The 26,513-nt window shown below is 50.3% G+C and carries 23 protein-coding genes; 12 read left to right on the forward strand and 11 right to left on the reverse strand.

What is annotated here, in order from left to right; genetic code table 11:
• Positions 1 to 29: 29 nt before the first annotated feature.
• The 5 genes from G8768_RS12400 to G8768_RS12420 all read right to left on the reverse strand — a co-directional run bounded on the left by G8768_RS12400 (position 30) and on the right by G8768_RS12420 (position 8,345).
• The gene (locus G8768_RS12400) at positions 30 to 1,013 is read right to left on the reverse strand and encodes a LysR substrate-binding domain-containing protein (protein ID WP_166846432.1); all 984 of its coding nucleotides are present in this window, start codon (positions 1,011 to 1,013) and stop codon (positions 30 to 32) included.
• Between the two features lie 150 nt (positions 1,014 to 1,163).
• Positions 1,164 to 1,883: an FMN-binding negative transcriptional regulator gene (locus G8768_RS12405; RefSeq protein WP_166846429.1), complete on the reverse strand. Its 720-nt coding sequence runs from the start codon at positions 1,881 to 1,883 to the stop codon at positions 1,164 to 1,166.
• Between the two features lie 135 nt (positions 1,884 to 2,018).
• Positions 2,019 to 3,902: a DUF3604 domain-containing protein gene (locus G8768_RS12410; protein ID WP_166846426.1), complete on the reverse strand. Its 1,884-nt coding sequence runs from the start codon at positions 3,900 to 3,902 to the stop codon at positions 2,019 to 2,021.
• Between the two features lie 332 nt (positions 3,903 to 4,234).
• The gene (locus G8768_RS12415) at positions 4,235 to 6,010 is read right to left on the reverse strand and encodes an amidohydrolase (protein ID WP_166846424.1); all 1,776 of its coding nucleotides are present in this window, start codon (positions 6,008 to 6,010) and stop codon (positions 4,235 to 4,237) included.
• A gap of 19 nt (positions 6,011 to 6,029) precedes the next feature.
• On the reverse strand, positions 6,030 to 8,345 hold the full coding sequence (locus tag G8768_RS12420; RefSeq protein ID WP_166846422.1) for a TonB-dependent receptor: 2,316 nt from the start codon (positions 8,343 to 8,345) through the stop codon (positions 6,030 to 6,032).
• 204 nt (positions 8,346 to 8,549) lie between these two features.
• On the opposite strand from G8768_RS12420, the gene G8768_RS12425 reads away from it, so the two are divergent.
• The gene (locus tag G8768_RS12425; protein ID WP_166846420.1) at positions 8,550 to 9,176 is read left to right on the forward strand and encodes a TetR/AcrR family transcriptional regulator; all 627 of its coding nucleotides are present in this window, start codon (positions 8,550 to 8,552) and stop codon (positions 9,174 to 9,176) included.
• 3 nt (positions 9,177 to 9,179) lie between these two features.
• On the opposite strand, the gene G8768_RS12430 is transcribed toward G8768_RS12425, so the two are convergent.
• The gene (locus G8768_RS12430) at positions 9,180 to 10,829 is read right to left on the reverse strand and encodes a phytoene desaturase family protein (RefSeq protein WP_166846418.1); all 1,650 of its coding nucleotides are present in this window, start codon (positions 10,827 to 10,829) and stop codon (positions 9,180 to 9,182) included.
• Between the two features lie 231 nt (positions 10,830 to 11,060).
• Here G8768_RS12430 and G8768_RS12435 point away from each other — a divergent pair, with 231 nt between their 5' ends.
• Together G8768_RS12435 and G8768_RS12440 are read left to right on the forward strand one after the other, a co-directional pair.
• Positions 11,061 to 11,594: a PadR family transcriptional regulator gene (locus G8768_RS12435; RefSeq protein WP_166846416.1), complete on the forward strand. Its 534-nt coding sequence runs from the start codon at positions 11,061 to 11,063 to the stop codon at positions 11,592 to 11,594.
• 141 nt (positions 11,595 to 11,735) lie between these two features.
• The gene (locus G8768_RS12440) at positions 11,736 to 12,677 is read left to right on the forward strand and encodes an MBL fold metallo-hydrolase (protein ID WP_166846414.1); all 942 of its coding nucleotides are present in this window, start codon (positions 11,736 to 11,738) and stop codon (positions 12,675 to 12,677) included.
• Positions 12,678 to 12,681: 4 nt separating this feature from the next.
• Here the strand turns inward: G8768_RS12440 and G8768_RS12445 are convergent, their stop codons facing one another.
• Complete coding sequence (locus tag G8768_RS12445; protein WP_208020167.1) at positions 12,682 to 13,719, reverse strand: AraC family transcriptional regulator; 1,038 nt, start codon at positions 13,717 to 13,719, stop codon at positions 12,682 to 12,684.
• Between the two features lie 64 nt (positions 13,720 to 13,783).
• On the opposite strand from G8768_RS12445, the gene G8768_RS12450 reads away from it, so the two are divergent.
• The 3 genes from G8768_RS12450 to G8768_RS12460 all read left to right on the forward strand — a co-directional run bounded on the left by G8768_RS12450 (position 13,784) and on the right by G8768_RS12460 (position 18,341).
• Positions 13,784 to 15,391, forward strand: a complete 1,608-nt coding sequence (locus G8768_RS12450) for an FAD-dependent oxidoreductase (RefSeq protein WP_166846412.1) — start codon at positions 13,784 to 13,786, stop codon at positions 15,389 to 15,391.
• Between the two features lie 58 nt (positions 15,392 to 15,449).
• Positions 15,450 to 17,108 (forward strand): acetolactate synthase large subunit, encoded by a 1,659-nt coding sequence (locus G8768_RS12455; RefSeq protein WP_166846410.1) that lies wholly within the window; start codon positions 15,450 to 15,452, stop codon positions 17,106 to 17,108.
• 468 nt (positions 17,109 to 17,576) lie between these two features.
• Positions 17,577 to 18,341: an alpha/beta fold hydrolase gene (locus tag G8768_RS12460; RefSeq protein ID WP_166846407.1), complete on the forward strand. Its 765-nt coding sequence runs from the start codon at positions 17,577 to 17,579 to the stop codon at positions 18,339 to 18,341.
• 102 nt (positions 18,342 to 18,443) lie between these two features.
• Here the strand turns inward: G8768_RS12460 and G8768_RS12465 are convergent, their stop codons facing one another.
• The 3 genes from G8768_RS12465 to folE2 all read right to left on the reverse strand — a co-directional run bounded on the left by G8768_RS12465 (position 18,444) and on the right by folE2 (position 21,391).
• Positions 18,444 to 19,808 (reverse strand): dihydroorotase, encoded by a 1,365-nt coding sequence (locus G8768_RS12465; RefSeq protein ID WP_243749494.1) that lies wholly within the window; start codon positions 19,806 to 19,808, stop codon positions 18,444 to 18,446.
• A gap of 60 nt (positions 19,809 to 19,868) precedes the next feature.
• The gene (locus tag G8768_RS12470) at positions 19,869 to 20,429 is read right to left on the reverse strand and encodes a gamma carbonic anhydrase family protein (protein ID WP_166846404.1); all 561 of its coding nucleotides are present in this window, start codon (positions 20,427 to 20,429) and stop codon (positions 19,869 to 19,871) included.
• Between the two features lie 68 nt (positions 20,430 to 20,497).
• Entirely contained in the window at positions 20,498 to 21,391 is an 894-nt protein-coding gene (gene folE2, locus G8768_RS12475; protein ID WP_166846397.1) for a GTP cyclohydrolase FolE2, read from the reverse strand.
• 149 nt (positions 21,392 to 21,540) lie between these two features.
• Between folE2 and G8768_RS12480 the strand changes: the two genes are divergently transcribed.
• Genes G8768_RS12480 through hisI form a run of 4 tightly spaced genes read left to right on the forward strand, consistent with a single transcriptional unit; the run spans position 21,541 to position 23,813 of the window.
• Positions 21,541 to 22,215 (forward strand): DUF1826 domain-containing protein, encoded by a 675-nt coding sequence (locus G8768_RS12480; protein ID WP_166846391.1) that lies wholly within the window; start codon positions 21,541 to 21,543, stop codon positions 22,213 to 22,215.
• Between the two features lie 53 nt (positions 22,216 to 22,268).
• A complete protein-coding gene (locus G8768_RS12485; protein ID WP_166846384.1) occupies positions 22,269 to 22,904 on the forward strand; it encodes a ZrgA family zinc uptake protein in 636 nt (211 codons plus the stop codon).
• Positions 22,905 to 22,912: 8 nt separating this feature from the next.
• A complete protein-coding gene (locus tag G8768_RS12490; protein WP_166846376.1) occupies positions 22,913 to 23,380 on the forward strand; it encodes a Fur family transcriptional regulator in 468 nt (155 codons plus the stop codon).
• A complete protein-coding gene (gene hisI, locus G8768_RS12495) occupies positions 23,337 to 23,813 on the forward strand; it encodes a phosphoribosyl-AMP cyclohydrolase (protein WP_306667755.1) in 477 nt (158 codons plus the stop codon). The genes G8768_RS12490 and hisI overlap by 44 nt, the downstream gene beginning before the upstream one ends.
• Positions 23,814 to 23,883: 70 nt before the next feature.
• Here the strand turns inward: hisI and G8768_RS12500 are convergent, their stop codons facing one another.
• Positions 23,884 to 24,462 carry a DUF3299 domain-containing protein gene (locus G8768_RS12500; RefSeq protein ID WP_166846368.1) on the reverse strand — a complete coding sequence of 193 codons (579 nt, stop codon included), beginning with the start codon at positions 24,460 to 24,462 and terminating at the stop codon, positions 23,884 to 23,886.
• Between the two features lie 110 nt (positions 24,463 to 24,572).
• Between G8768_RS12500 and G8768_RS12505 the strand changes: the two genes are divergently transcribed.
• Positions 24,573 to 25,253 (forward strand): ABC transporter ATP-binding protein, encoded by a 681-nt coding sequence (locus G8768_RS12505; protein ID WP_166846363.1) that lies wholly within the window; start codon positions 24,573 to 24,575, stop codon positions 25,251 to 25,253.
• Positions 25,253 to 26,482: an ABC transporter permease gene (locus tag G8768_RS12510; RefSeq protein ID WP_166846357.1), complete on the forward strand. Its 1,230-nt coding sequence runs from the start codon at positions 25,253 to 25,255 to the stop codon at positions 26,480 to 26,482. The genes G8768_RS12505 and G8768_RS12510 overlap by 1 nt, the downstream gene beginning before the upstream one ends.
• The last annotated feature ends 31 nt before the right edge of the window (positions 26,483 to 26,513 follow it).

Below are 26,513 nucleotides of genomic sequence, written 5' to 3' on the forward strand. Positions count from 1 at the left end.
GCCTTATCGTCGTGCTTCATGGCAGAGCTTTATTGTTGCTCTTTGCTGAGCTGGCCCTGAACTTTTTTCAGCAGCCATTCCCGGAAATAACTGACCGCTCTGGACTCCCAGCGATCGCTTCGAGCAATAAACCAGTAAGTCCATAAATTTACGTTGGGGAAACTGCCCAGCCCTGCACCCACTTCACATAAACGTCCCTGGGCCAGATCTTCACCGGCCACCAACGCATTACTCAAGGCAATGCCGCGACCTCGGCGAGCAGCAGCAAGGGTCATATGACCATCCCACAGGCGTGGCCCAATCAATTCATCCGCACAGTCGATGTCACAGGCACCGAACCATAATCGCCAGTTATCAAAATCCTCTTCGTGCAATAGCTGGTGCTCCAGCATGTCTTCAGGACTCTGAATATCAGGGGACCGGGATAAATATTCAGGACTGGCGACAGCAATTACCGGTGGACTGGCAATTTGTGAGCAGCGAATTGCCGGATCGTCCTCCGTCGGCTTTTCGCTTTCGAGCAACATGCGGATATCCACATCGGCTTCCTGACGGCTAAAGTCAGGCACCTCATGGGTAGAGCGTAACTGCAGATCAATATCGCTGTTTTTGCTTTCAAACTCATCGACATGGCTGATCAGCCAATGCAAGGCAAAGCCTGGCATGCACCACAGTTGCAGGGAGTGGTCCTGACTGCGCTTGATGATGTCTACTGTGGCATCGGCAATGCCATCAATCGCCTGGCGAATTTGTTCGTGATAACGCTGCCCTTCTTCGGTCAGTACGGCGCCTGCCGGAGTGCGCTCGATCAACTGGCAACCGATCCAGTCTTCCAGTGCGCGCAAATGACGGCTGACCACCGCATGATCACGGTACAAGGCCTGTGCCGCTTTGCGAACACCACCCAGACGGGCAATCGCATCGAAGGCACGCAGAGATTCAAAGGGGGGAATGAGCTTACGTGACGGCAGCGCAGAAGGGCCCTGATAAATATTGGTTTTCTCGTAGCTCATAGCAAAGTCTCGGCGCCGCCTAATTTTTCAACAGCCCACTCCATCCTTCGCACCACTACTCCCTGCAGTATTCGGGGGCCTTCCATCCTAATTTCTTTTCATGGAACAACTCAATAAAACCGCACGAAAGCAAGGCAAAACCACACTCACTTATGCGTCGTTCCCGGACGATAAAAACTCGGCGTATTGCGTCTGCATTAACGCCACAATTTCACGACTGTGTCTTTGTGAACTGGCAGACAAACCTCGCATAATCGAGTCAATATCGCGAATATCTTTGTCCTGATTCAAGCGTTTCACCCCTTCCAGGCTACTCGGCTTTAATCTGAAGGCGACGATACCATGCAGCAACCCGGCGTACAAATCAGGATCGACAGTCTGCATGTTCCAGGCCTTGTGTTGTGAAGTTTCTGCCAATAAGCCTTCCATGTGAACAACGGTATCACTCATCACCGCCTCTATGTCTTCAGCCCTTGTCAGCTGCTCCCATTCACCACGCAGTTGCACACTGAGGTAATTCCAGGTCGGAACGGTCTGTCGCTGGGTAAACCAGCTCGGAGACACATACGCCTCTGGACCGCTGAACACCGCGAGCACCTCGCCACCTTTGGACAAAGCGTCTGCCATGGGATTACGCCTGGCCATATGACCAACATAGGAACCCGCATCTTTTCGGCAGGCAATTAACGGCATTGCTGTCGACAGCACCCGCCCTTCATGTACGCAGCTCACCTGGCACATCGGGTTGGCGGTAATATAATCCAGCAGTTCTTGTGACTGCTCTATACAGTAATGCTCAGGAATAAAAACATGTTGCCCTACATCCTGCATGGATTTCGCAGAACGCACGGCATCGTAATCACGGGGCAAAGCTCACATCTCCGACGATGAAAAAAACCATCGTAGCGCCAAGCTTGCGACTTGAAAGCTGCCAAATCCGTTAACCAAGGTGACTTGTGGTCACCACTCGTAGCCAGCGCAATCGAGTGAGTCGCGGTCGCGGAATTACGGCGCCGGGGTAAACCAGATGGGTGAAGAATACGCCCGCTCCTGAATCAGGGCTGGCTCGCTGTTCGCCTTTTTTCGCCCCAGGGCAAGCGCATCAAACTGGGAGTGCCTCATTGTCGGCGCTTCCAATACACGCACATAGTAAAACGCTTTTTCATTTGGATTAAAATCAGGGTCTTTCCAGTGTACAAAGAGTTCATCGCTGCCCCAGTTTTTATCAAATCGCCCGGTGCTCATATCAACGCGCGCGGGCAAACTGGATAATTCGCCATTTTCTTCCAATTCTCGTTCACCATACCAGGCCACATTGAAAATTTTCTCGTGGCTATGGCCGTTGGCATCCAGCCACCCTTTAATAATCTGCACACGATCCAGGCCCGCAGACTCCATATCTCTAACGGCATGAACAATAAAGTCTGGTGAAGCCTCGGTTTTGTCCCACAACAAATCTCCCCCCATGGGTACAGCTAAACGATAGGCAGTATCCAGATGCTCACCCGCTAAACTGTCCAGATCACTTAAGTCAGAGCCAGCGAAAAAACGCAGGCGAATTCGGGTACCCGTGCTGGCATACACTTCTCGACGCTTGAACGCGTCCAGAATTGCGGTGCGGCTGTTTTCCCTCGCCCAAACTGCAGCCAATCCCTGAGCCGACATTGACCAGCCACTCACTCGACCATCAATACCCGTATCGGGTTTATTCTCGGGTGTAGAGTCACGGACCATTTTTCCGTGAAAATTATTTTCCTCGGTAGACGATAACGCGGTATGGCTGTCACTGGAGCCGATGAAACCAAACTTAAAGGGATTTCCTCCGTATTTCTGTTCCAGCTCCAAACCACGCTTTAACGCAGGACGTGCAAAACTGCCGACGTTTGCCTGATAACTTGAATCATCAGCGCCTTGCTGAATGATAAAGTTATAACGTTCGAAATCTGCAAAGGGGTCCTTCGGTGAAAGATCCGGATGCGTTTCCGAGTCACCTTTAAACTGAGTAATTTCGGTAACCGGCTCCCACAGACGGCGCTGTTCAATATAGCGCGCATCCATCTCCCGGCCATCAATTCTGTGATCCGGAAACATAAAGCCGTTGGATAGATTCGGGTTGTGGGGAATCGCCACAAAGCTCGATTGCGTTTCCTCTGCCGTTTTATCCAGCCACTGCCATAAATCTTCGGGATACTGGCTTTGATCGGAACCGAATGGTAAATATTGCAGGGCTTTATCAGCCCCGTCTGGCGTTATAACAACACGGTGCAAATTATTGCCACTGGGCGTGGAACTCCATTCCCAGCCAATAATCGCGGAAAAGTGCCCGGGTTTGTTGTGCTTCTCCGCAGCCGACACGACCTCTTTCCAGGCATTGAACTCCATTTTTTTGGTATCACCAAAAAAGCCACTGGGTGCTTCATTATTGGGGTCGGTAACGGGATCACCACCCGGATTGACAGGCGGTTTCGGCTGATTTTCGGATTCAATTTCGTGACCTTCTCCCCGCCCAATCTTGTAACGCAGCAACCACGTTAACACGCTGCGTTTGAGGCTGCCCCAAAAGCTCATGGGTTCATAATGCTCATCACTGCGATAAGCGTATTCGATCACCCCCATAAACTCGGCGTGATCCGCCACTACCATAAAATCCAGCGGACGGTGAATTTGCACCCGAGCTTTGGTATAGGGATGAATTACCGGCTCGCCCTTGGCCCAACGATAAGCCGTATCCGGGCCCGCCGACAAATTGCCATTCAGAAAAGAATCAAAAGACAGCTTACTGTGAACATGAGTATCGCCCCATAACAGCACTGGCTCTTCTGCCCCGGACTCCATTGCTGACAGGGGGACAGCGACACTGAGCAGACTTGCGGAGATGACTTGCTTCATGGGACTCATCACATTCAGAATTCGAGCAAAGATAATAAACTAGTCATGACTAACTTTGCAAGATCCCCCCTAAAACCCAACCTTAAGCAGAAATCAAAACCCAGCTCCTGGAAAACCTGAATTAAACGCACCACTACACCTGAATTAAACGCACCACTACACCTGAATTAAGCACACCACTACACCTGAATTAAGCACACCACTACACCTGAATTAAGCACACCACTACAGATGAAAAGAACAGCAGATGAAAAGAAAAAATGCCGCTCCGAAAGAGCGGCAGGAAAAGGATCAAGGGATCGAATCAAATAACTCGCAGAATCCGTGACCGCCTACAGGCCCAAAGCGCTTTCCAAGGCTTCAGCTTGTGGACCACGCTGGTACACGGTTTTTCCATTTAAAATCGTGCGCTCAACTTTGGCTTTATGAATCTTCTGGGGAGCCAGGGTAAACAGGTTGTCACGCATCACAATCAAGTCGGCTTTCTTACCCACTTCAATTGAGCCCAGCTCATGATCACGATTGATCTGGTAGGCTGCATCGATAGTGTAACCGCGTAACATGGCATCCAGGCTGAAAGCGGAATCGGATTTCGGCTGCGCCTCTGCAGGCTCGACTCCCGGTAAAGCGCGCGTCATGCCGGATTCTATTTGGCTCATCGCCACCAAACCAGGCAGGCCACCACTTACCGGGAAATCACTGCCAAACGTAACCTTTCCACCACTGCGATAAATATCGGCAAAGCTGTAAAGCCGACTGGATCTCTCTTTGCCCAGAACTCGCCTGGAATGCCCACGCTCCATGCCAAACCACAGCGGTGTGGTTTGCGCCACCACATCCAGCTGGGCAAAACGTGCATGATCTTCCGGTCTGACCAATTCAGTATGCGCGGTAGAGAAACGATTCTTACTGGATGGGTTATTTTTGCGCGCGAACTCGAACGCATCCAAAGCTTCTTTGATTGCGCGATCCCCAATCGAGTGAATGTGAATATTGAACCCAGCTTTATCCACGGCCAACACCAAGTCAGCCAGCGCCTTGCCTTCCAGAATCAAACCACCGTAGTTCTCCGGATCATTCAAATAGGGCGTTAACTGCGCCGAGGTTTCAGCTTCCGTTGTTCCATCATTGTGAATTTTAAGGGTGGTTGGCCAAATCAATTCACTGTAATAAGTCTTGCGGAGAGATTGCAAATCTTCTACCGCACTGCTCGCTTTATGTGGGTCAAGCAAGCTCAAAGACGTCATCATTCGTGTGCTTAATTGCCCGGAGCTTTCCAAGGCTTTCAACGCCTGATGCCCAACTTCGGTCATACTCAACATGCCGGCATCAAAAACAGCCGTATAACCCAGCATCGGAAACATAGGCATCAGTTGCTGAACCTGATAGAGAACATTCTCTGGAGAGTACACACCAATGGCGGCGATCAGAGGTTCTATGGCTTGGGTTTCCAGGGCGTGTCCGGTTGGCTCGCCGTTTTTATCCCTGCGATAAAAATGCACACCGGGCACCGGGTCAGGCGTTTTGCTGTTAATGCCCGCCATTTCCAAAGCTTTGGAATTCACCCAGGCGCTGTGACCGCCATCGTCAAGAAAAACGATGGGGCGTTCACTGTCCAAACCATCAAGAATTTCTTTACGTGGCCCCGCCTCACCAAAGCTGTCGGCGTAAAAGCCAAAGCCAAAAATCGCTTCATCGTCGGGATGCGCTTTTAAGTAAGCTTTCACCTGTTGAACGTAGGATTCAACTGTATTTTCTTCTATATCGAACACCAAGCCGGAAGCCATCACCGAACCAAATACCGGGTGCGCATGGGTTTCAATAAAACCCGGCAGCATTAGTTTACCCGCAAGATCGACTTTTTCGGCGCCCTTTTTTACATAGGATTCAGCACCTTTTTCATCACCGACATAGACAATCTTGTCGGCATCAACAACCACTGAGTCCGCCCAGGGCTGCATTGGGTTCATGGTATAAATCTGGCCATTGCTGTACACCGTGGCGGAAAAAACCTGTGCGCTAAAAAGACCGGCCGCTAGGCCGGCAAGAGCTTTCCAACGCAAACCACCGCTTGCACATACAAACGAATCCACTATCTTGTCTGTCATATTTTCAAACTCCATCCATTTACCATTCATAGCTAAACTCCAGTGTCCAGCTGCGAGGGCGCCCTTGAACCCGGTTAAAGCTGCCTAAATCATCGCTTGTGCTGCTCAGGGTATAAGCTTCATTGGTAACGTTATCCAACAACAATGCCACCTTCCAATCTGCAGCGGTTGGCACGATTTCAAAGCGCATACCGAGCAGCTGATAGGATTCAATACCAAATAGAGCACGATCCAGATCCGTGCCATAGGCATCATCCGCATTAATGTCATCACGCCAGCTGTAATTTACGGAACTGTTCAGCTGATAGTGCTCGTTAATATCGGCCTGATGATCCAGTTGAATACCAACGCTGTATTCTGGCGCAAAGGTACGACGCAAACCTTGAATCGGGAACTGAACACCATCGGGGTCCAGGCCAATGGTTGCCGATTTTGAAATTTTCGCGTTCAGATAATTCGCCTGAAGTGAAAGCTGCAAGCCTTCGATGGATTCAGGCAAATAGGTAAACTCGACTTCAACACCCTTATGTTCGGCATCGCCAAGATTTCCCAACTTGGTCAATACGCCATCAATCAGAGTACTGAATTCCTGGGTAAACCCTTGAACGTCCTGATAATCGTAGTAGTACAAAGCGCCATTGAATCGCAAACGACGATCCAGTAAGTCGGTTTTCCAACCCAACTCATAGGACCAGATCAACTCTTCATCATAAGCACCCAACTCAGCAGCGCTGAATGCAAAGCCGCCGAAGAAACCGCCGGACTTAAAACCCCGCGTCGCTTTAGCATAAATCAACACTTCATCACTTGGGGTCCAATCCAAACCCAGATGGCCAGAGAAATGGCTGTCCAGATTCGCCTCCTGATTGACGCCGTCCAGCCAGAAGAAAGGCTGCAACTGACCATCACCATTGAGATCGACGCCATTGCCCTCGGTCTCGAAAAAGCGATAGTTGAGAAGGTCTTTGTCTTCCTTGGTATAACGCAGCGAACCGTGAAGTTTCAGAGTGTCGGCAAACTGCCACTCCAGCTGAGCATATGCCGCAGCCGATTTGGTTTCCTGGGTAAAAGATCGATACCCCAGGCCTGGAAAGTCCACTAACTGAGAAAGGTCCAGATTACGGAAGGCCACAACTTCTTCATTGCTGTAGCTCGCGCCCAATAACCAATACATATCCTCGGAGATTTCACCCTGCCAACGAAACTCCTGGGACCAGGCGCTCAGTTCACTGCGGCTGCGCTCGTGAAATAACGTCAGATGGGAAGCGTCAAAATCGTAATTCTGTTTAAAATTGTAATCCATCGCGGTGGTAATGGAGGTGAAGCTCACGGACTCGCCTTCCCACTGCCAACGCATATTTACGCTGCGCCAGTCATTATCCAATTCATTGATCGGATTTGAAGTTGTGCGACGGCCCTGGTCATCCTGATCTATCGCTAATGGGCCAGTGCCGGTTCCAAACACAAAATTGGATAAAACATTAGACAGGGTAAAACACTGATCATCGGCTGCACCACCTGCGGCCACGGCCGGGCAACGCCCAGAGGCATCAGCCAGTAAACTGGCCTTGCCCTGCGCCAGATAGGTTTCGGAATTGTCACGACCGTAGTCCAATTTCAGCAACATCTCGGTCTTGTCATTGAGCTGCCAGGCCAGCTGTGCTCGCAGCGCCGTAAAATCCTGATCACCAAATTCATCATCAGCTTCGGTGGCCAGACTGTCTTGCCAACCTCCGCCTTGACTGGTGACGGCTGCCAAGCGAATCGCCGCGTTGTCCGCAACGTCAAATCCGACGGCAGCTTCCATGCGACTTTTGTTCCAACGTCCGTAGCTGCCACGCACATAGCCATTGCTCTCTTCACCAACTTCTGGCGGGCGAGAATTCACCCTGACCGCACCACCACTGGTATTGCGGCCGTACAAGCCCCCCTGGGGGCCTTTTAAAATTTCCACCTGCTGAATATCAAACAGGCCGATGCCGCCCAGAACATTGGAGAACATATAAGCTTCATCGTAAAAAATGGCTGCGGTCGGGGTATTGTTGGGGTTGAAATCCGCAAGACCAACACCGCGGATTACCCAGGTCGGCTGGCCGGAACCGCGATCATCAAAAATCTCCGCGCCGGCCACATTCTTCGCCAGCTCCTGCAAGCCCGTATTGCCAAGCTTCGAGATTTGCTCGGCGCTAAAGGCGCTCACAGAAATAGGGATATCCTGGCTGCTCTGGTCACGTTTCTGGGCGGTAACCACAACCTCCTCCAGGGTTTGCGCCTGAATGGCGAGAGGCAGGCTGGCGATGGCAAAAGCCGCGATGCCGATTGCTTGGCGATTCATAGTCCACTCCGATTAATTATTATATGAATGTTTATTCACATTTATCATGCACCACATTCAACACAAGCGTCAAGAAATGTGAATAATTATTCACATAACCCTTTTGGGGTAGCCTGTTCACCCCGGAGTAGCTAAAACAGAGGAGTTTGCTGATATACTCCTCCTAAGCCTTTGATTGCTATCGAGAACCTTAAACGGGAAGCCATGAACACTGCTCTCAAAAAGAAGCCCAGCCAGAAACGCTCACAGGAACGCGTGGGTAAGATTTTGCGCAGTTGCAGCAAACTGTTGGAAGAAGATGGCTTGCAGGGGCTTACGATGCCCAAACTGGCGAAAGCCGCCGAGGTCTCGGTGGGCTCTCTGTATCAGTATTTTGATAATAAACAAGCCGTCATGCAGGCCTTGTACGAGGATTACCTGGCCGCCCTGCGTTATCAAATCACTGACTTTCTCAAAAACATCGAACAACATCCCCATTGGAAAGAGGGTATTGCTCATCTTTTAGAAAGAGTTTTTAAAGCCGAGCAGGAAGGTGGGCCATTGGCCGAAATTAATCAGGCACTCAAGCTCTACCCTGAACTGGAAGCACTGGATCAACGTCACAGTGAAGAAGTCAGTGAGTTGATGATCCAGGCCTTAAAACACTATCGGTTTCCGGGCACAAAAACCCAACTTAAGGAGCTGGTGTTTTTCTCCTATTCCATCAATATCGGCACTTGGTCCTACCGGACTCGCTATCACAATGCCCGCCAATTGAAACAATCCAATCGCTGGGAGCTGCTCGCCAATATCGCGGTACTGGAAGATTATTTGGAAAGCTTTAAACAGTAAAACTCAGCTCGGCTCCACATAATTTTTAAACAGCTTCATGACTTCACCGCCTTTACGCAAACCCAAAACGCGCATGGTACACATCACACCGCCCATCAGCGCACCACCTACACCTGCGGTCATGACATCTGAACCGGTCATATACAGGTTTTTCACATCAGTCTGCGGATGCAAACAAGGCTGCTTAAAGCGATCGACCCAATGATCAACCCCGTAAATTTCACCGGCATTATTATGTTGATAAAACTGGGTCGACAGCGGCGTACCTAACTCATAATAATCCAGTGCGTCACGCAATTGCGGTTTGCGCTCAAAGAGCTTTTCCAATAATTGCTGTGAAAGATTTTCCTTCCGCGCTTCATAGTCCTCACCACGCTGACGCCAGTATGTTCCCTCCCAGGGCTGGTAATCTTCAAAATTGGCAATGGTGACGATTTCGACCGTGCTTTTCCCCGGAAAACGTTCTGACCATTGAGGATCTTTCGAACTTGGGAAAGACATATACAGCAATGGAAAATCACGGTGTTTTCCCTCGCGGAAAGCATCGATATTGCCTTCATGGTCACCATTGGGGTAAATCCAAAGGTTCGTGGTATCCAGCTCCAGTTCTTTCGCATCACCTTTGAATCCCGCGTAAAGGCAATAGGAGGAACTCGAATGATTCAGGGCCTTATGATTTAAAGTCGCCGTAATATTATGCTGCTTACGACTTGCTTCGGGATACAACTTGCCGAGCGTTTTATGAATGCCGATGTTGCTGATCACCACCTCGGCATGAATCTCATCACCCTTGGCCATTTTAACGCCGTAAGCTTTGTTGTCTTTTACCAACACCTCTTCAACCTCGGCATAGGTAAACACTTCACCACCACTTTGCTGAATAGTTGGAATAATAGAGCGTGCCATTTCACTGGCACCACCCACCGGATAAGCGCCGCCGGCGAGATAGTGCTTGGCAATCAGCGCGTGCATCAGAAAAGCGGCATCTCGCGGAGGCTGGCCATAGTCACCCCACTGCCCGGTTAATACGCTGATCAATTCCTGATTCGTGGTCAGTCCTTCCAGAACTTCACGGGTGGATTGAAAAAACTCTTTTCTCACCAACCATGGACGAACATTATTGTAGATTGCCGTCATCCATTTCGGCATGGCCTGACCCGCAAAGAACTTGGGTGTCTGGCTGGACATCTCTCGAATCAAGGCGACATAACGTTCGATATTGGCGCGCTCTTCAGGAAACTGTTCGCTTAAGGAGTTAATAAAGTTCTCGCGCCCTGCCACAAAATCATATTCTTTATCGGCGATGATAATTCGGTCATATACCGGGTCCATAGCGGCCCATTTCAAACGACTCTGGCTCAACACATCAAACATGCGCTTCATGGTTGAAGGTTTATGCACCTCACCTATGTAGTGAACACCAACATCCCATTCATAGCCTTCACGTTCGTACGCATGGGTGTAGCCCCCGGCTGTGTAGTGTTGTTCCAGCACACACACTTTCTTGCCCAACAAAGACAGCAAGGCCGCTGTGGTTAAGCCTCCAATGCCAGAACCTACCACGATGGCATCATAATGATCGGCCAGGCGCTTTTTACGATATCGAATACCCGTACGGACCTTTACCTTCTCGGATGCGACGTTCTCGGACATGGGGCAAGCCTCCTATCTGTTTTATTATCAGCGGCAAGAGATTGCGGCTAACCATTCAATGATGGTTATTGATGCCGCCTTTTAATCAGGATACACACTGCACGTCCAGCATTATGCAATTTGTTGCATATCAAGTTCAGGCAGTATACGCCCACTCCGCCATTATGCAAACTTTTGCATAGCTTCCGTCCAAGGTATACTCCTTACCCCACTTTGTAAGGCGATACGCCCATGTCACTGAAGCACGCCATTCTCACTCTGCTGGAAACCGAAGAAAGCTCGGGTTACGACCTGCTCAAGCAGTTTCAGTCACGTCTGGGGTATTTCTGGAATGCCAGCCATCAGCAAATTTATGCCCAGTTGAAAAGCATGCACAGCGAACAACTGATCGACTTTCATGTGGAAGCTCAAGCCAACAAGCCGGATAAAAAGGTTTATACCCTGACCCAGGCAGGTCGGGACGCCCTCTCGGAATGGGTCCAGCAGCCCCTGAAACTGGGTAAAGTCAACGATGCTCTACTGGTCAAACTCTACGCTGGCCATCTGGCCGACAAAGATCAACTGCTGGAAGAAATGACAAACTACCGCGACAATCACCAGCGTATGCTCAACACCTTTCTGGCCATCGAAGAGGAATACAAAAACAGTTCAGCAAAGGAAAAGAAGAACCTGGCCCTTCCCTATTTGACACTACGTCGCGGAATTATCGGGGAGCAAGCCTGTCTTGATTGGGCAGATGAAGTGATTGACTTCTTGCATTCGTAAAATGATTCCTCAAAACAATCTGTCACTTTCAACTCGTCTGGGTGCCTGACCCACTCTATTTTCGACAATTATTTCTGGGGTAAGATATTCAAACTTTCCTGAGCCTAATTACTGTCAGTTTTATTGAGTAACACTTTCAATATGAAACGATTAATACGTCCCCTGCTGTACACTCTTGTTGTTTTGTTCGCGTTGTTATTCATAGGCGTTTATAAATACAGCCCGTACTTGCTGATGGAACTGCACGCCGCCAGTCATACTCCACCGCCGATTGATCCGGATATGACCGAAGAAGAATACTGGACAATTGAAAAACTCAGCGAGTCTGTTTATGCAATTGGTGAGTTATCCTGGTATCAAAAAAATTGGCATTACTTGATTATCGGTGAAGACAGCGCGGTTTTATTTGACGTGGGCACCGGTCGGTTTCCGATTCGCAGCACCGTAGAAAAGCTTACCGACAAACCCATCATTGCCCTTCCTTCCCATCTTCACTACGACCATGTCGGCAACCTGAAAGAATTTGAAGACGTTCGAATGATCGATATTCCTTCTGTTCGGAAACTCGCGAATGAAAATACTCTGCACCTGGATCGCTACAGCCATCTGGGCTTTATTGATCAGTTGAGCCGTGAGCCGATTAACATTCACAAATGGATAATGGATTTGGGTAAAATTGACTTGGGTGATCGGGAATTAAGCATTGTTTCCATTCCGGGTCACACCGATGATTCCATCGCCCTGTACGACCCCAAGAATAATTATTTATTTACTGGCGATACGATTCACCGAGGCACCATCATTGCGCTTCTGCCCGGCTCCAGTCGTTCGGGATACATTCGCAGTATGAAAAGACTCACTATTCTCTATGGTGCCAGGCAACCCACTCTGCTCGGTGGCCACGCTGCCGCAGAGGATGGCAAGCGTGTTCCCGCAATGGATTGGGAAGTGGTCGGCCTGTTGCAATCAAAAATAAAAAGTGCCGAGCACGACAAAACGGAATATCAGGGCGACTTGCCCCGGGTGCTCAACATTTCAGAGGGCATTGAATTCCACACGGGCTTTGATTGGAGCAACCAATAACATTTCACACTCCCTTGTTGGATTCCTCTGCCTGCTGCTTAAGCCAACGGGCAGGTGGCAACCCCGTCCAACGACGAAAAGCGCGATAAAAGGTACTCGATTCCGCAAAGCCGAGTGACTGAGCGATTTCAGCCAGTGGCTTGCGGGATTCCCGCACCGCTACCAAGGCCAATTCCCTGCGCACCTCATCCAACATTTCTTTAAAGGTAAAGCCCTGGGCGTCCAGACGTCGTGCCAGGGTGCGCTCACTGATTCCCAACATGCGCGCAGCTTCGGTACGCCGGGGCAAGGTTTCTCCAACCCGGGATTTAATCCACTGCCGAAGATCCAATACGATGGAATCATTTTCCAATTCGGTCAGTCGGCTCGAACTGTATTGCTCGTGGATTTGAGCCAGAACCGGATCAGCCTGGGGCAAAGGCCGATCCAGAATGTCATTGCTGATCAACAGGCCACTGAAGGCTTGCTCGAATTCCACCGGACAATTAAAAACCCGTTGATAATCCCCATAGCTGCTGAGCTGAGACTGGCTGAACTGGACACGGATGGGGCAAATTTTTGAACCACTGATCCAGGTATTAAAACCCACTACCGCTGCGAGCACGGCCTCAATCTGATAGGGGCTGAAAGCCAATTGCCCCTGACAGGGATGGTAAACCACCCAGGTTTCCCGTTCGCCCGGCAGCATTTGAAAACGGCCACCATCCGAAATCAAACGCTGATATTTTTGAACCAGAGAGAAAGATTCCCTCAAAGTAGCCGAACTTTGCATGGCAATACCCAGCACATCGATATTGACCGGGCTGACCCCGGCACCGGTTTTCAAGCCAAAACCAGGATCCTTGGTGCAATGCTCAGCGGCATGCCAGAGGCGGGTAATGTAGTCGATAGGCCAGCGCTCCCAACTGAGGGCATCGAGCGGCAAGCCGGCGGTTTTGAGCAGCGTTTCTTCTTTCACCCCCAGGCGACACGCGGTTTGCACAACGGTGTTTACCCAGGCTATGGACGCAGTGGCTTCCAGAGTCAATTCAATGGCCTCCAAGGTCAATCAAGCTGACATTATAGCGTTATAAAGTCACTCGAAACACAACAATATGGAAAACACCATGTCACAAGCGGTTCGTTCAGATGTATTGGTTGCCGGTGGCGGGCTCGCCGGCATAGTGGCTGCGCTGGAGGCCCTGAGGGCAGGTAAAAGCGTCACCATTATTGACCGGGACAGCCCAGAGCGGTTTGGCGGTTTGGCGGTTTGGGCATTCGGAGGTATGGCGCTGGTCGACACGGCCCTGCAACGCCGCATGAACATACCCGATTCACCCGAGCTGGCCCTGCGAGACTGGCAACGCTTTGGCGAACTGGACCCCAATGACGAATGGCCGATGCGCTGGGCACGACACTATGTCGAGAACTCCAGCCACGAGGTTTACGATTGGTTAACCCAGGAAGGCATTAAATTTATGCCTTCGGTGAATTGGGTAGAACGCGGGCGCTTTGGCGAAGGCAACAGTGTTCCCCGCTACCATATTGTCTGGGGCACCTCACGCGAGTTGGTGCGATGCATGATCACCGCAATGCAACACGCCGAAGGCAAATTACACGTTTATCACCGTCATCGCGTGATCGCATTGGATCAACAGGCTGGTAACATTAACGGCGCACTCGCCATTGACGAAAGTAATGGTCGGGAAGTTCGTTTTGAAGCCGACAATGTTGTGTTGGCGATGGGAGGCATTAACGGCAGCCACGAAGAATGCAAAGCCAATTGGCCCGCCGAACGCCCGCAACCTACAAGCATGTTGAACGGCGCCCATCCTTTTGCCGATGGAAAACTTCATCACTGGGCAGAAGATCATTTGGGGGCCCGCATTACTCACGCGGGTGAAATGTGGAATTACGCGGCCGGTTTCCCGCATCCTTTTCCGCATTTTCCGGGTCATGGACTGTCAACCATTCCCTGTAAATCAGCGCTGTGGTTAAACCATCGTGGAGAACGAATCGGCCCGGAACCTCTGGTGACCGGCTTTGACACCAACTGGCTCTGCCAACAAATCACCGCCCAGGAAAAACCCTGGAGCTGGCAGCTGATGAACCGACGCATCGTCCTAAAAGAATTTGCGGTTTCCGGTGCAGAACACAACGGCCACATTTTAAATAAACAGTTTCCCCGGTTTCTCAAAGATGTATTGCTGGGTAACAGCAAGCTCTACAATCAAATGAAAAGCGAGAGCCGACATTTCCTGGTGGATGACACCCTGGAAGGTCTGGCCAATAAAATGAACGCCCTTACGTGCTCCCACGATATCGATCCGCAGCAACTGCAAGCCACCGCCGATGCCTTCGATGCAAACTTCAGCAATGGCGACAAACTGAATAATGACCCTCAGATTCGAATGATTCGTCACGCCCGCCAATGGGGACCTGACAAACTGCGCACTTGCAAACCTGCCCCCCTGCAAAAACCAGGCTCCGGTCCTTTTGTGGCGATTCACACCCAGTTGACCACGCGCAAAAGCCTCGGGGGTTTGCAGACCGATTTGCAAAGCCGGGTGCTGGATGCCAACGGTCAAGCCATTCCCGGCCTTTATTGTGTGGGCGAAGCCGCTGGCTTTGGTGGCGGTGGCAGCAATGGCAAACGCTCCCTCGAAGGCACCTTTTTGCCGGGCTGCATAATGACAGCAAAAGCGGCAGCGAGATCAATCAACAAGGGAAGCTGAACCGTCAGCGATCCGATAAAAGACAACAAGACAAAATACAGCAATCAGGAGAGACACTATGCCTAATGGCGCCCAAGCTCTGATGAAAACTCTGGTGGATGCTGGAATCGAGGTTTGTTTCAGCAACCCCGGCACCAGCGAAATGCACTTTGTTGCGGCTCTCGACAATGAACCCAAAATGCGCGCAGTGCTTGCGCTCTTTGAGGGTGTCGCAACCGGAGCTGCGGATGGTTACGCGCGCATGGCAGGCAAACCCGCCGCCACACTTTTGCATTTGGGTTGTGGCTTGGGTAACGGGCTCGCCAATTTGCACAATGCCCGCAAAGGCAAATCACCCATGATTAATATTGTTGGTGACCACGCCACCTACCATGTGAAGTACGACGCCCAATTGCAATCGGATATTGAAACCGTTGCTCGCAATGTCTCACCCAACTTTGTACGAACCTCACAACGAACCGAAGAGCTGTGTAAAGATGCCGCCGAAGCAATTACAGCAGCCAGAGGGTTACCCGGTCAGGTGGCAACTTTAATTTTGCCCGCTGACGTTTCCTGGGGCGAAGGTGGCCAAGCTTGCACTGTGCCAGAACAAAAGCCAGCCCCCTGTGCTGACAGCAGCACCATTGAATCCATTAGTGAGGCGATCAACAGCGATAAGAAAACCGCCCTTCTGCTCGGAGGCCAAGCACTGCGCGAAGCCGGTTTGTTAGCCGCTGGAAAAATTGCCGCTGCAAAAGGTGTCACGCTGTTTGCCGAAACCTTCCCGTCACGCATTGAACGCGGCGCAGGCCTGCCAGCGGTGGAACGTATTGCATACCTTGCTGAAATGGCAAGCCTGCAGCTTTCCGAGTTTGATCATTTGATTTTAGTCGACGCTAAAGCTCCGGTTTCCTTCTTCGCCTACCCGGGTAAACAGAGCTATCTGGTACCCGATAGCTGCACCGTGCATACCTTAAGCAGCGAAGAACAAGATGCCATCGCCAGCCTGACACAATTAGCCGAATCACTCGGCGCCGATAGCACTCAGGCAATTCTGCAAAGTCCTGGTCGCCCGGGGCGCCCCAAAGGAAAACTGAGTGCAGAAAAAGTTTGCCGCGCCGTGGGTGAGTTGATGCCCGAAAACAGTATCATTGTCGATGAATCCATTACCTCGGGTTTAATGCTCAATGCCATGACCGCCGGCGCCCCAAGGCACGACATGATCACCCTGACCGGCGGCGCAATTGGCCAGGGTTTGCCCAGCGCCATCGGCGCCGCCATTGCCTGCCCTGATCGTCCCGTCCTCGCATTGATTGGTGATGGCACCGCCATGTACACCAATCAGGCTTTGTGGACCATGGCCAGGGAAAACCTGAATGTCACAGCGATTATTTTTAATAATGCCTCCTACTCTGTGTTGAATGTGGAATTGGAACGTGTCGGTGCTGAAGAAGCGGGAGAAAAAGCCAAGTCTCAACTCGACATCAGCCGCCCGGTTACCAACTTTGCCTTATTAGCACAAAGCATGGGTGTACACGGCACACGGGTGCAAACTTCGGAAGAATTATTGAAAGCTATGGAATATTCCCTCAGCCAACCTGGGCCGCATCTTATTGAAGCCGTCGTGCCAGAATCTCTGAATGGGGTGAAGCGAAAAATATTGCCGTATTTATTGAAATCAATGCCCAATCTGCCAGCACCACTCAGTAAGGCATTAAAAAACAAAATTGCACCGTGAAATAATTTGCTCTCAAGGCCATCAATTGTTCACTGATTAAAAGAATCAAACACAGACACCAGAAGCTCATCAATCACTAATAATAGTGAAAACAGTTGCGGTTAATTAAACACTCCGTAATGTTTTATTACAGAGTGTTTAATTGCAGTATCTTCAAATTTATTTCAATTTATCTACCGCATAGCGTTTAAAAATTTCATTACACCGCAAGCAGTCCCATTTAGCAAAAAAATTGTTCCTCTTAAGCAAGTGATAAACGGGCATCTTCAACTATTATTCATGGGTGGCTGCCGAGGCCTCTAAAAAATCCGACAACGATAAAAAACGGATGATAACAATCAACACAACTTACCTGCCTCGCAGTCACAAGTGACGCGTTATATTCTGGTTTTATGGTGGTTTGCTCAATCCACAAACTTATATCTACACACGATTCGAGCAAATAAAACAATCGATAAAAGGCAGCATATGAAGATTTTTATTCATGGAAACCCCGAGACCGCTGTTATTTGGGACAATTTAATTCAGGAACTCAACAAGCAAGGCATTCACGACACGATTACTCTCAGCCCTCCCGGATTCGGTGCCGAACTCCCTATTGGATTTCGAGCGACTCGCCTAGCCTATATTGATTGGTTAATGAAAAAGCTGGAACCTTTCGGTGGCGATGCTCATTTGATTGGGCACGACTGGGGAGCCCTGCACGTATACGGCATGCTGGACCAACGCCCCGACCTGATAAAAACCTGGTCGACAGATTGCGCGGGAATTTTACATCCCAGATACACCTGGCACGCACAAGCGCTTGCTTGGCAAACGGAAGGATTAGGCGAAGAATTAGTTTTTACCAGCGTCCAATTGTCCAACGATGAACAAGCCGATGTTTTACAGGCCGGAGGGATGCCACCATTGGAAGCCCACAAAATTGCGCCGTATGTCAATCACGATATGGGGGAATGCATATTGAATTTGTATCGCTCCGGCGCACAACCCAATATGCAACTGCTGGGTCAAAGATTGACACGCGCGGACCTGCCGCCGGGTTTGGTCTTTGTTCCGGAAAACGATCCCTATGCGGGCACACCGGATATGTGTTACGAAATGGCCGAGTTACTGGGCGTACATTATTGCATTGGCCTGCCATCACAGGGGCATTGGTGGATGTGCGACAATGTTGAGAAAACAGCGGCGGCGCTTATTAAACATTGGGAAAAAGGTGAATCGCCGGCGTAAACCCATCATCTTTCCATTAGCACGGACAAGCACAAGAAACAGCGACATCATTTCTACCACCTGATCAAGGTGGCAGAAATGATTACAACAGAATTCGAATTCTTAACGCCCTTCCCAAAACTCTATGGCTTGTCCCTGGGCATCACCGAACAGCTCATCTTCCCGCATCACAGTGCGACCTCGAATTACCGTGGCAATTGGCCAACCTGTAACCGTCAAGCCATCGTATGGCGTCCACCCGGAAACACTGGCAATCCAGTCATTACTGATTTCACGACGTGCCGATAAATCCACCAAAGTCAGATCCGCATCGTAACCCAGGGCGATTCGACCTTTGCGAGCAATACCGAATACCCTTGCTGGCCCCGCACTGGTTAAATCCACCAGACGAGTCAAGCTCAGACGCCCTTCCGCCAGGTGATTCAACATCAAGGGCAACAGCGTTTGCACCCCCGTCATGCCACTGGGTGATTGCGGATACGGTCGGGATTTTTCTTCGAGTGTGTGTGGTGCATGGTCACTGCCGATCACATCAACAACACCGTTCTCAATACCTCGCCACAAAGCCTGTTGGTGGTGCTTATCGCGCACGGGGGGATTCATCTGAGCGAGTGATCCCAACCGCTCATAGCATTCAGGCGCGGCCATGGACAAATGATGCGGCGTAACTTCCACAGTGACCCTGGCCTTGTGTTGTGCCAGAAAATCAATCTCCTGGGCGGTAGTGATATGCAAGAGATGTAAACGACGTCCCTGCTCTGCAGCCAGTGAAACAATACGACGGGTTGCCCGCAGTGCGCTTTCTTCATCGCGCCACAATGGGTGGTCTCGCACATCTTTAGACGCTTCGACCAGCGGCTTTCTCGCCAGCAAGCGTTGCTCATCTTCGGCGTGAATCGACACTCTTCGGCGTCCGCTCGATAAAATATCCCGCAGCACTGCATCTTCATCGGCAAGAAGATCACCAAAAGAACTGCCCATAAACACCTTCACCCCTGCACAACCTGGCAGACGTTCAAGCTCCGCCAGTTGATGGGCATTCACGGCTGAGCCGCCCATATAAAATGCGTAGTCACACCAAGCTCGTCCTTCCGCGCGGTCGAGCTTTTCCTGCAAATCGGCCTCATGCAGGGTCAACGGTTGGGTATTGGGCATTTCAAAGATGGCCGTAACACCCCCTAAAACCGCGCCACGAGTTCCGGCCTCCAGATTTTCTTTCTGGGGCATTCCCGGCTCACGGAAATGAACCTGGGAATCGATCACGCCAGGCAAGACATGCAAACCCTCGGCTTGAATCGTTTCCTTGGTGTTCCAGCCGCTTGCGTCAAGTGCAACGATTCGTCCTTCAAGACACACGACATCAGCCTGCTGTAAGCCATTGCAGGTCATCACCTGACCACCGCTGACAATCAGGTCGGCGTCTTTGTTATTCAATCGTTTTAGAAATTCTTCGTTGTTAGTCATCATTCAGCGCGGCCTCAAGCCAGAAAAACTGTGCAGCACCAGGGTGGTGGTGCTGCGATAGAATTAAAGTTCGTTCTGGATTTTTTTATAGCCCTGCACAAGCCAGTTATTCGTCCGCGCAACGTCTTCCGAAAATTCTGAAGCGGCTGCACTGACTTTGGGAATGGAACTTAAATCGGTCTTCGCATCAATTCGACTGGTGGATGGCACATAAAAACTTTCCGGCAAATGGCAGTCATTGACCACCGCATTGTGTCGCACAACGCTATCTCGTTCGACGGTGCAGTTAAACAGCACACTGTTAAATCCGATAAATACCGAGTCACCCACCTTGCAAGGACCGTGCACGATGGCACGATGAGCAATCGAGGTGTGCTCACCAATATTGACAGCGGCCCCGGACTTGGAGTGAATCACCACACCATCCTGAATATTGGAGTGAGCACCGATCACAATGGGTTCCAAATTACCTTCCGCATCCACCTCATCCGCTCGAATTACGGCATAAGGGCCAATAAATACATTTTCATGTACCACCACCAAGCCACAAAGAATGGCCGTTGGGTCTACAAATGCGCTGGGATGAACTTGTGGCAAATCTCCGCGTGGATTTTTTCTAATCATTTGAAATCTCTTTTATTGTGAATGTTTGTCAAAAAGGCTGAGAGGTCGCCAAACGCCGAAGAACAAGATCAAGCCCGGCTCCAGGCGGCGGCATCGTGTTGGTGCAAGCTTTCCAAATGTCGTACATGCACACGGGGGTTGGCATAGGAAGTGTTCAGGCGCGCTTGTATCCGGCGAGCGGCGTCCTCAACGAACATTAAGTTACGGCCATTCAGTTCCGCAAACGCCTGCTCATCGACACGCTTTACGGCAGTTTGCAAAGGCGTTTGTACGGCATCTTCAATGGCATTAATCAATTCAACGAACGCCAGTTTGTGATCACTTGAGCCCAGGCTGATTTTCACTCGCGCTTCACTGCGTTGGCTATGAGGCGTTGCAATGGAACCGTTCTGATTCAACCAGTGCGCAATGTCATTCAGTTCCAAGGTGTCTTCGTTCTCAAACGCCTTACGGAACGCAGCTTCCAAAACGTTTCTGGAAAGGGCCGCTGAACAGGGGCAAGTTGATGAGTAGGACACAAGGGTTTCCAGCTCGATCCTGAAGCCATTCGGATCCAAGGTGGCTTCCAGTGTGATCGGATAGGATTTCCATCCACTCAACTCGGGGGAAAGCAAGGCTGGCCGGCGTGCCAGTAAGTCAAAGACCAGACGCAAACGCACACTGTCAGACTGACAATCCTTATGACTTGCCAGCATTTCCTGCAACAGATTGACCAATAAAGCGGGCGACAGCGCTTGCTCGTTCAGAGCGTCAAGCAACAGATACAAACGGGACATATGAATGCCCTTGATGTGCTCCACAGGCAAATTCACCTGCACATCCGCCTTGGCATGAGCCAGAGGCGCGCAATCGGGTTCCACAACATTCAGGGGCAAATCAATACCTTGCATCCCCACCCATTCCAAAGGACACATCACCGGAGCGGATTCACTCCGGGAAACATCAGGCAACACACTGTTCATTCAATCAATTTCTCACGGCACAACAGCACTCGGGCACCCTGCTTTTAACAGCTCATCGGCCCCGGCTATTTTCAATCTTCAGCTTGTATTTGGTTATGTTATAACATAACATTTTGTGAATCGCGACAGTCTGATAAGAGAAAAACCGAATGATGATTGCCAACACACTTGCCAAATCAGCGCCTGCCCCCTTTATTCCCGAGCGCCTGGCACTCGGTGAAACGCCGGATGTTTTGGCCCAGATTTATAAACAGACGTTCAATCTTGCCATCTGGAAAAGACCTGACAAGCCGGCCTTGGCCGAAGCAGCGCAGCAACTTCTCGATACTGCCGGATCGGTTCAATGTCGAAGCATTTTGCCGGCTGATAGAGTCGATGCTTATCTGGATACTGAGCTTCCACAATTTCAACATCGTCAAACCCTGATCGATGACATCAGTTTGATCAGCGATATGTTTGCCTGCCTTTTTGGCCTCGATAACATTGGTTTCCGCTTTGCGTCACTGGATGCCGCCATGTGCCCCAAGTTTCATGTCGACCGAGTGCCCTGCCGTCTACTGACCAGTTATTGCGGTGTTGGCACCGAGTGGCTGGCAGACGAACACGTCGACCGCAGCAAACTGGGGACCGGCAGCCAGGGGCTAAGCGATGCCGAGTCGGGCCTGTACCCAAGCTCGGGGCTTATTCAACGATTCTCGCCCGGTGATGTCGGTCTGTTAAAAGGTGAGCTTTGGGAAGGCAATGAAAACCGCGGGCTGGTACATCGCTCGCCCGTTCCGGAAAAAAAACAGCAACGTTTGCTTCTGACCCTCGATTTTGCGTGAACGGTTTTCAATACACTCTGTAATAGCCCGTTAAAAAGAGTACGCCATTAACAATGAACACGATCATTTCAACATGCTCCATCAAGACCGCCGGTAAGTTATTGCTGGCTCTGTGTTACCTGCTTTCGTTCACGGCTCATGCACTGGACAATCCAGGCCATGATCATAAACATCAACACGAGCATACGCACAAAGAACATAAACACGAAGAACATGAACATCAGGAACACGATACAGAACACCATGAAGCCCACGTTCATGGTGAGGCCGTGTTGCAATTAATTCAGGAAGACAGTGAGTTACTGCTGACATTCAACTCGGCAGCCGGCAACCTTCTGGGGTTTGAGCACGCCCCACAAACAGAAGAACAGCAACAAAAGATGGTGGAAACCGAAAAACAACTAGGCAATGCCAGCACCCTGTTTCAACTGATCGGGGGTGAATGCCGTTTGTACGAACAGCAGAGCAATTCACAGAAGCTTTTCGGTGAGCACGACAAAGAACAACATAAAAATATCAACAGTGAATATCATTTTCACTGCCACAAGCCTGAAACTCTGGATTCGATCCAGATCAAACTGATGACAGCGTTCCCCGCTCTGGAAACTCTGGATATTGAGTGGATTATCGCGGGTCGACAAGGTACCCGCTCACTGAATCACCAGAACGGAACCATCAGTTTCAAATAAGGATTCACATGGTCGATGTTGAAAAAGTGTTAGCCCAGGTTGAAAAGGACTGTCGACGGACCGGACGACGGTTAACCGAAAAACGTAAGCAAGTACTTATCGGCCTGCTGAAATCCGAGCGAGCGCTGTCCGCCTATGAAATTGTGAATTATTGCAAATGGACCTATCAAACCTCCTTTGCCCCGATGACGGTCTACCGCATTCTTGAATTTCTGGAATCGGAAAAACTGGTGCATAAACTGCACATCACCAACAAATATGTGGCTTGCTCGAACATCTGCTGCAAGCAAGAGCATGATGTTGCACAATTCCTGATTTGCGATTCCTGCGGCAGTGTTAAAGAAGTCAGTGTTGATGGTTCGGCTTTGGAAACCCTGAAAAACAATGCCGAACACGTTGGCTTTCAAGTGAAAAGTCCGCAAATAGAATTGCATGGCCTGTGCCAGAACTGCTGCTCAAAAGAACAAGCACATTAGCGAAACCACAGCGATGAAAGACAGCTACTTTATCGAAAAAGAAACCTTAGCAGAAGGCGAACGCCTCGAACTCAGCTCACTACTAGCTTCCCTGAATTTCAATAGCGACGGTTTGATTCCCGTCATCACACAGGATGCAGATGACAAGCAAGTGCTGATGATGGCCTGGATGAACGCCGACACTCTGGAAAAAACCCTGCACACAGGTCTGATGACCTATTGGTCCCGCTCTCGCCAGGCCGAATGGATCAAAGGCAAAAGCAGTGGTCACTGGCAGCAATTGGTCAGCATGCGCATTGATTGCGATGGTGACACCATTTTGTGCCAGGTAAATCAAACCGGAGCCGCCTGCCATACCGGAAGACGACACTGTTTCTACTTTAAGGTTTCCGCTGAACAGCAGGAAGTGGTGATCAACAGCGGCTTGTCGTAGTTGTAAGATCAGAAACCGGCGTTAAAAAACAAACACCTTCTGATATGAGCAAGACAGGTGGTTCGCCCCCCTATTCCTCAGATTCGGTATAGGGCTCGATGCTCTCCACACGCAAGGTATAGGCAGATTTCGCCATTTCATTTTCCACCAGATTGGTGGTCATTACCCCACTGAGCCAAAAAGCGTCTGTCATACTATTGAGTTTTAAACCGTCCGGGTATTTCACATAAACGATTTGATTTGGCGGCGGTGGCGGCATGTGCAGGCAGGCACCGAAATATGGCACCACAAAAAACTCCGTCACAATCGGAGGATCATCAAAATCCAAAGGCACAATAAAACCGGGAATACGCACGGCACTATTGTCCAGATCCGATACGACCTCAGTGGATTCCAGCGCTTGCCAGTAGCGCTCATCACTGATGGTTTCTTTGCTCAATGTATCTTGATAAGAACCCTCTTCAATGTCTTCCAGACCTTCCGGTGGGCTGGTAAGCGCTTTCAAATCATCTTCCGGCAATAAGTCGAACCAGCTGACGGTCTTGTACGTTTTATCAGCACTGAACACCGCACCGGAAAAACCAGTACACAACAGAGCCAGCCCCAAAAGGATTCTTCCTACAAAGCGACTCGAAGAAACAGATTGCATGGGACTTCCTCTCTGGAACAGGGTATCTTGATGGGTTAATTGTTATGTTATAACATTGCCATAGCTAAATACAAGATCACCCCGACTTACTGAGATCCCCGGCAAATCCCATGGCAGTATCCATTCAACAACTGAGGTTTGCCTATCCATCAGACACCGCCAAAACGGTGCTGAACATTCCAGAATGGTCAGTGGCTCAGGGGGAAAGTGTGTTTCTGCATGGACCTTCCGGCACCGGCAAATCTACCCTGCTGAATTTACTGGCTGGCATTCTCCAATGCCGAGAAGGAACACTGGAAGTGCTTGGGCATTCACTGCATACCATGAGTGGTCGTCAAAGGGATCGCTTTCGGGCCCGTCATATTGGCTTTGTCTTCCAACAATTCAATCTGATTCCCTACCTCAATGTGCTGGATAATGTCCTCTTGGCTTCATATTTTGCCGATCGTGCATCCGGCCGGGAAGATGCCCTGACACTGTTACAAGAACTGCAACTCGATGCCGAACTCTGCCGCAAGAAGGCTTCGGAATTGAGTGTCGGTCAGCAACAACGTGTGGCGATTGCACGGGCATTGATCAGTAAACCGGAAATGCTGATTGTCGATGAACCCACCTCAGCACTGGATACCGATAATCGCGATATTTTTATGCAACTGCTGCTTGAACTGGTGCAGCGTCACCAAATGACACTGCTGTTTGTCAGTCATGATCGGAGTCTGGACCGGGGATTTCATCGCTCGGTTTCTTTGCAGGAATTTAATCAAGCCGCTCACGCGGGAGAAAGCATCTGATGTTTTTGCGCCTCGCCTGGTTCAGCCTGCTCAGCCGGAAAGGTTCCGTGCTACTGACACTGCTGGCTATCAGTGTCAGTATTTTTGTCTTGCTGGGCATCGAACACATTCGGCAACAAGCCAAAAGCAGTTTCGGTAATACCGTCTCAGGTGTCGATTTGATTGTGGGTGCCCGCACCGGGGACATCAATCTTTTGCTCTACTCCGTATTTCGCCTGGGTAATGCCACCAACAATATCAGCTGGTCCAGCTATCAAAACATTCAATCTCAACCGCAAGTGGCCTGGAGCATTCCAATCTCATTGGGTGATTCCCATAAGGGCTTTCGTGTTATGGGCACCGATCGTGGCTACTTCGAGCATTTTCGCTACGGTCAAAAGCGCCCCCTGACCCTGGCCCAGGGAAAACCTTTTGATAAAGTCTTTGATGTGGTACTCGGTGCGAAGGTTGCCGAACAACTCAAGTATCAGCTGGGCGACCAGCTCACATTGTCGCACGGCATGGGCAGCACCAGCTTCAGTGAGCACAAAGACAAACCCTTTCGGGTCGTTGGTATCCTGGAAGGTACAGGCACACCTGTAGACCAAACTCTGCATGTCAGCTTGCAAGGCATCGAGGCCGTTCACCTTAATTGGCAAAGCGGGCCGCACAAAAAAAGGAAAAAAGCCGAAGCGCTTGCCGATCTCCAACAACTGGAACCCGAGTCGATCACCGCATTTATGCTTGGCTTGAAATCCAAAATGGCGATCTTTCGCCTGCAACGCAACATCAATAATTTCCCCAAGGAACCTCTACTGGCGATTCTACCCGGTGTTACCCTGACCCAACTCTGGGAAATGATGGCTGCGGTTGAACAAAGCCTGCAATTAGTATCGGCACTGGTACTGCTCGCTTCGCTCCTTGGGCTGAGCGCCATGTTGCTGACTTCCATACGCGAGCGTCAGCGTGAAATCACCATTATGAGAATGTTGGGGGCCTCGCCTCTGTTTATTTTTATATTGATTCAGCTGGAAGCCATGTTGATCACCTTGTCGGCTCTAGCCATAGCTTTATTGTCGTTGGTCGCGACAACCATGTTGACCGGAGAGTGGCTGGCAAAAGATCTCGGAGTTCACCTTAGCCCCTGGGCGCCCAACGCCTCATCGATACTGATGATGGCCGCCATATTACTGAGTGCCTTTCTAGTGAGCCTTGCGCCTGCGATTTCTGCTTATAGTCGGGCCAAGTAGTTGGAGCCAAATAGCGAGCTTTGAACCCAGA

Origin of the sequence: Pseudoteredinibacter isoporae, assembly GCF_011602085.1 — a bacterium.
Classification (GTDB): domain Bacteria; phylum Pseudomonadota; class Gammaproteobacteria; order Pseudomonadales; family Cellvibrionaceae; genus Pseudoteredinibacter; species Pseudoteredinibacter isoporae.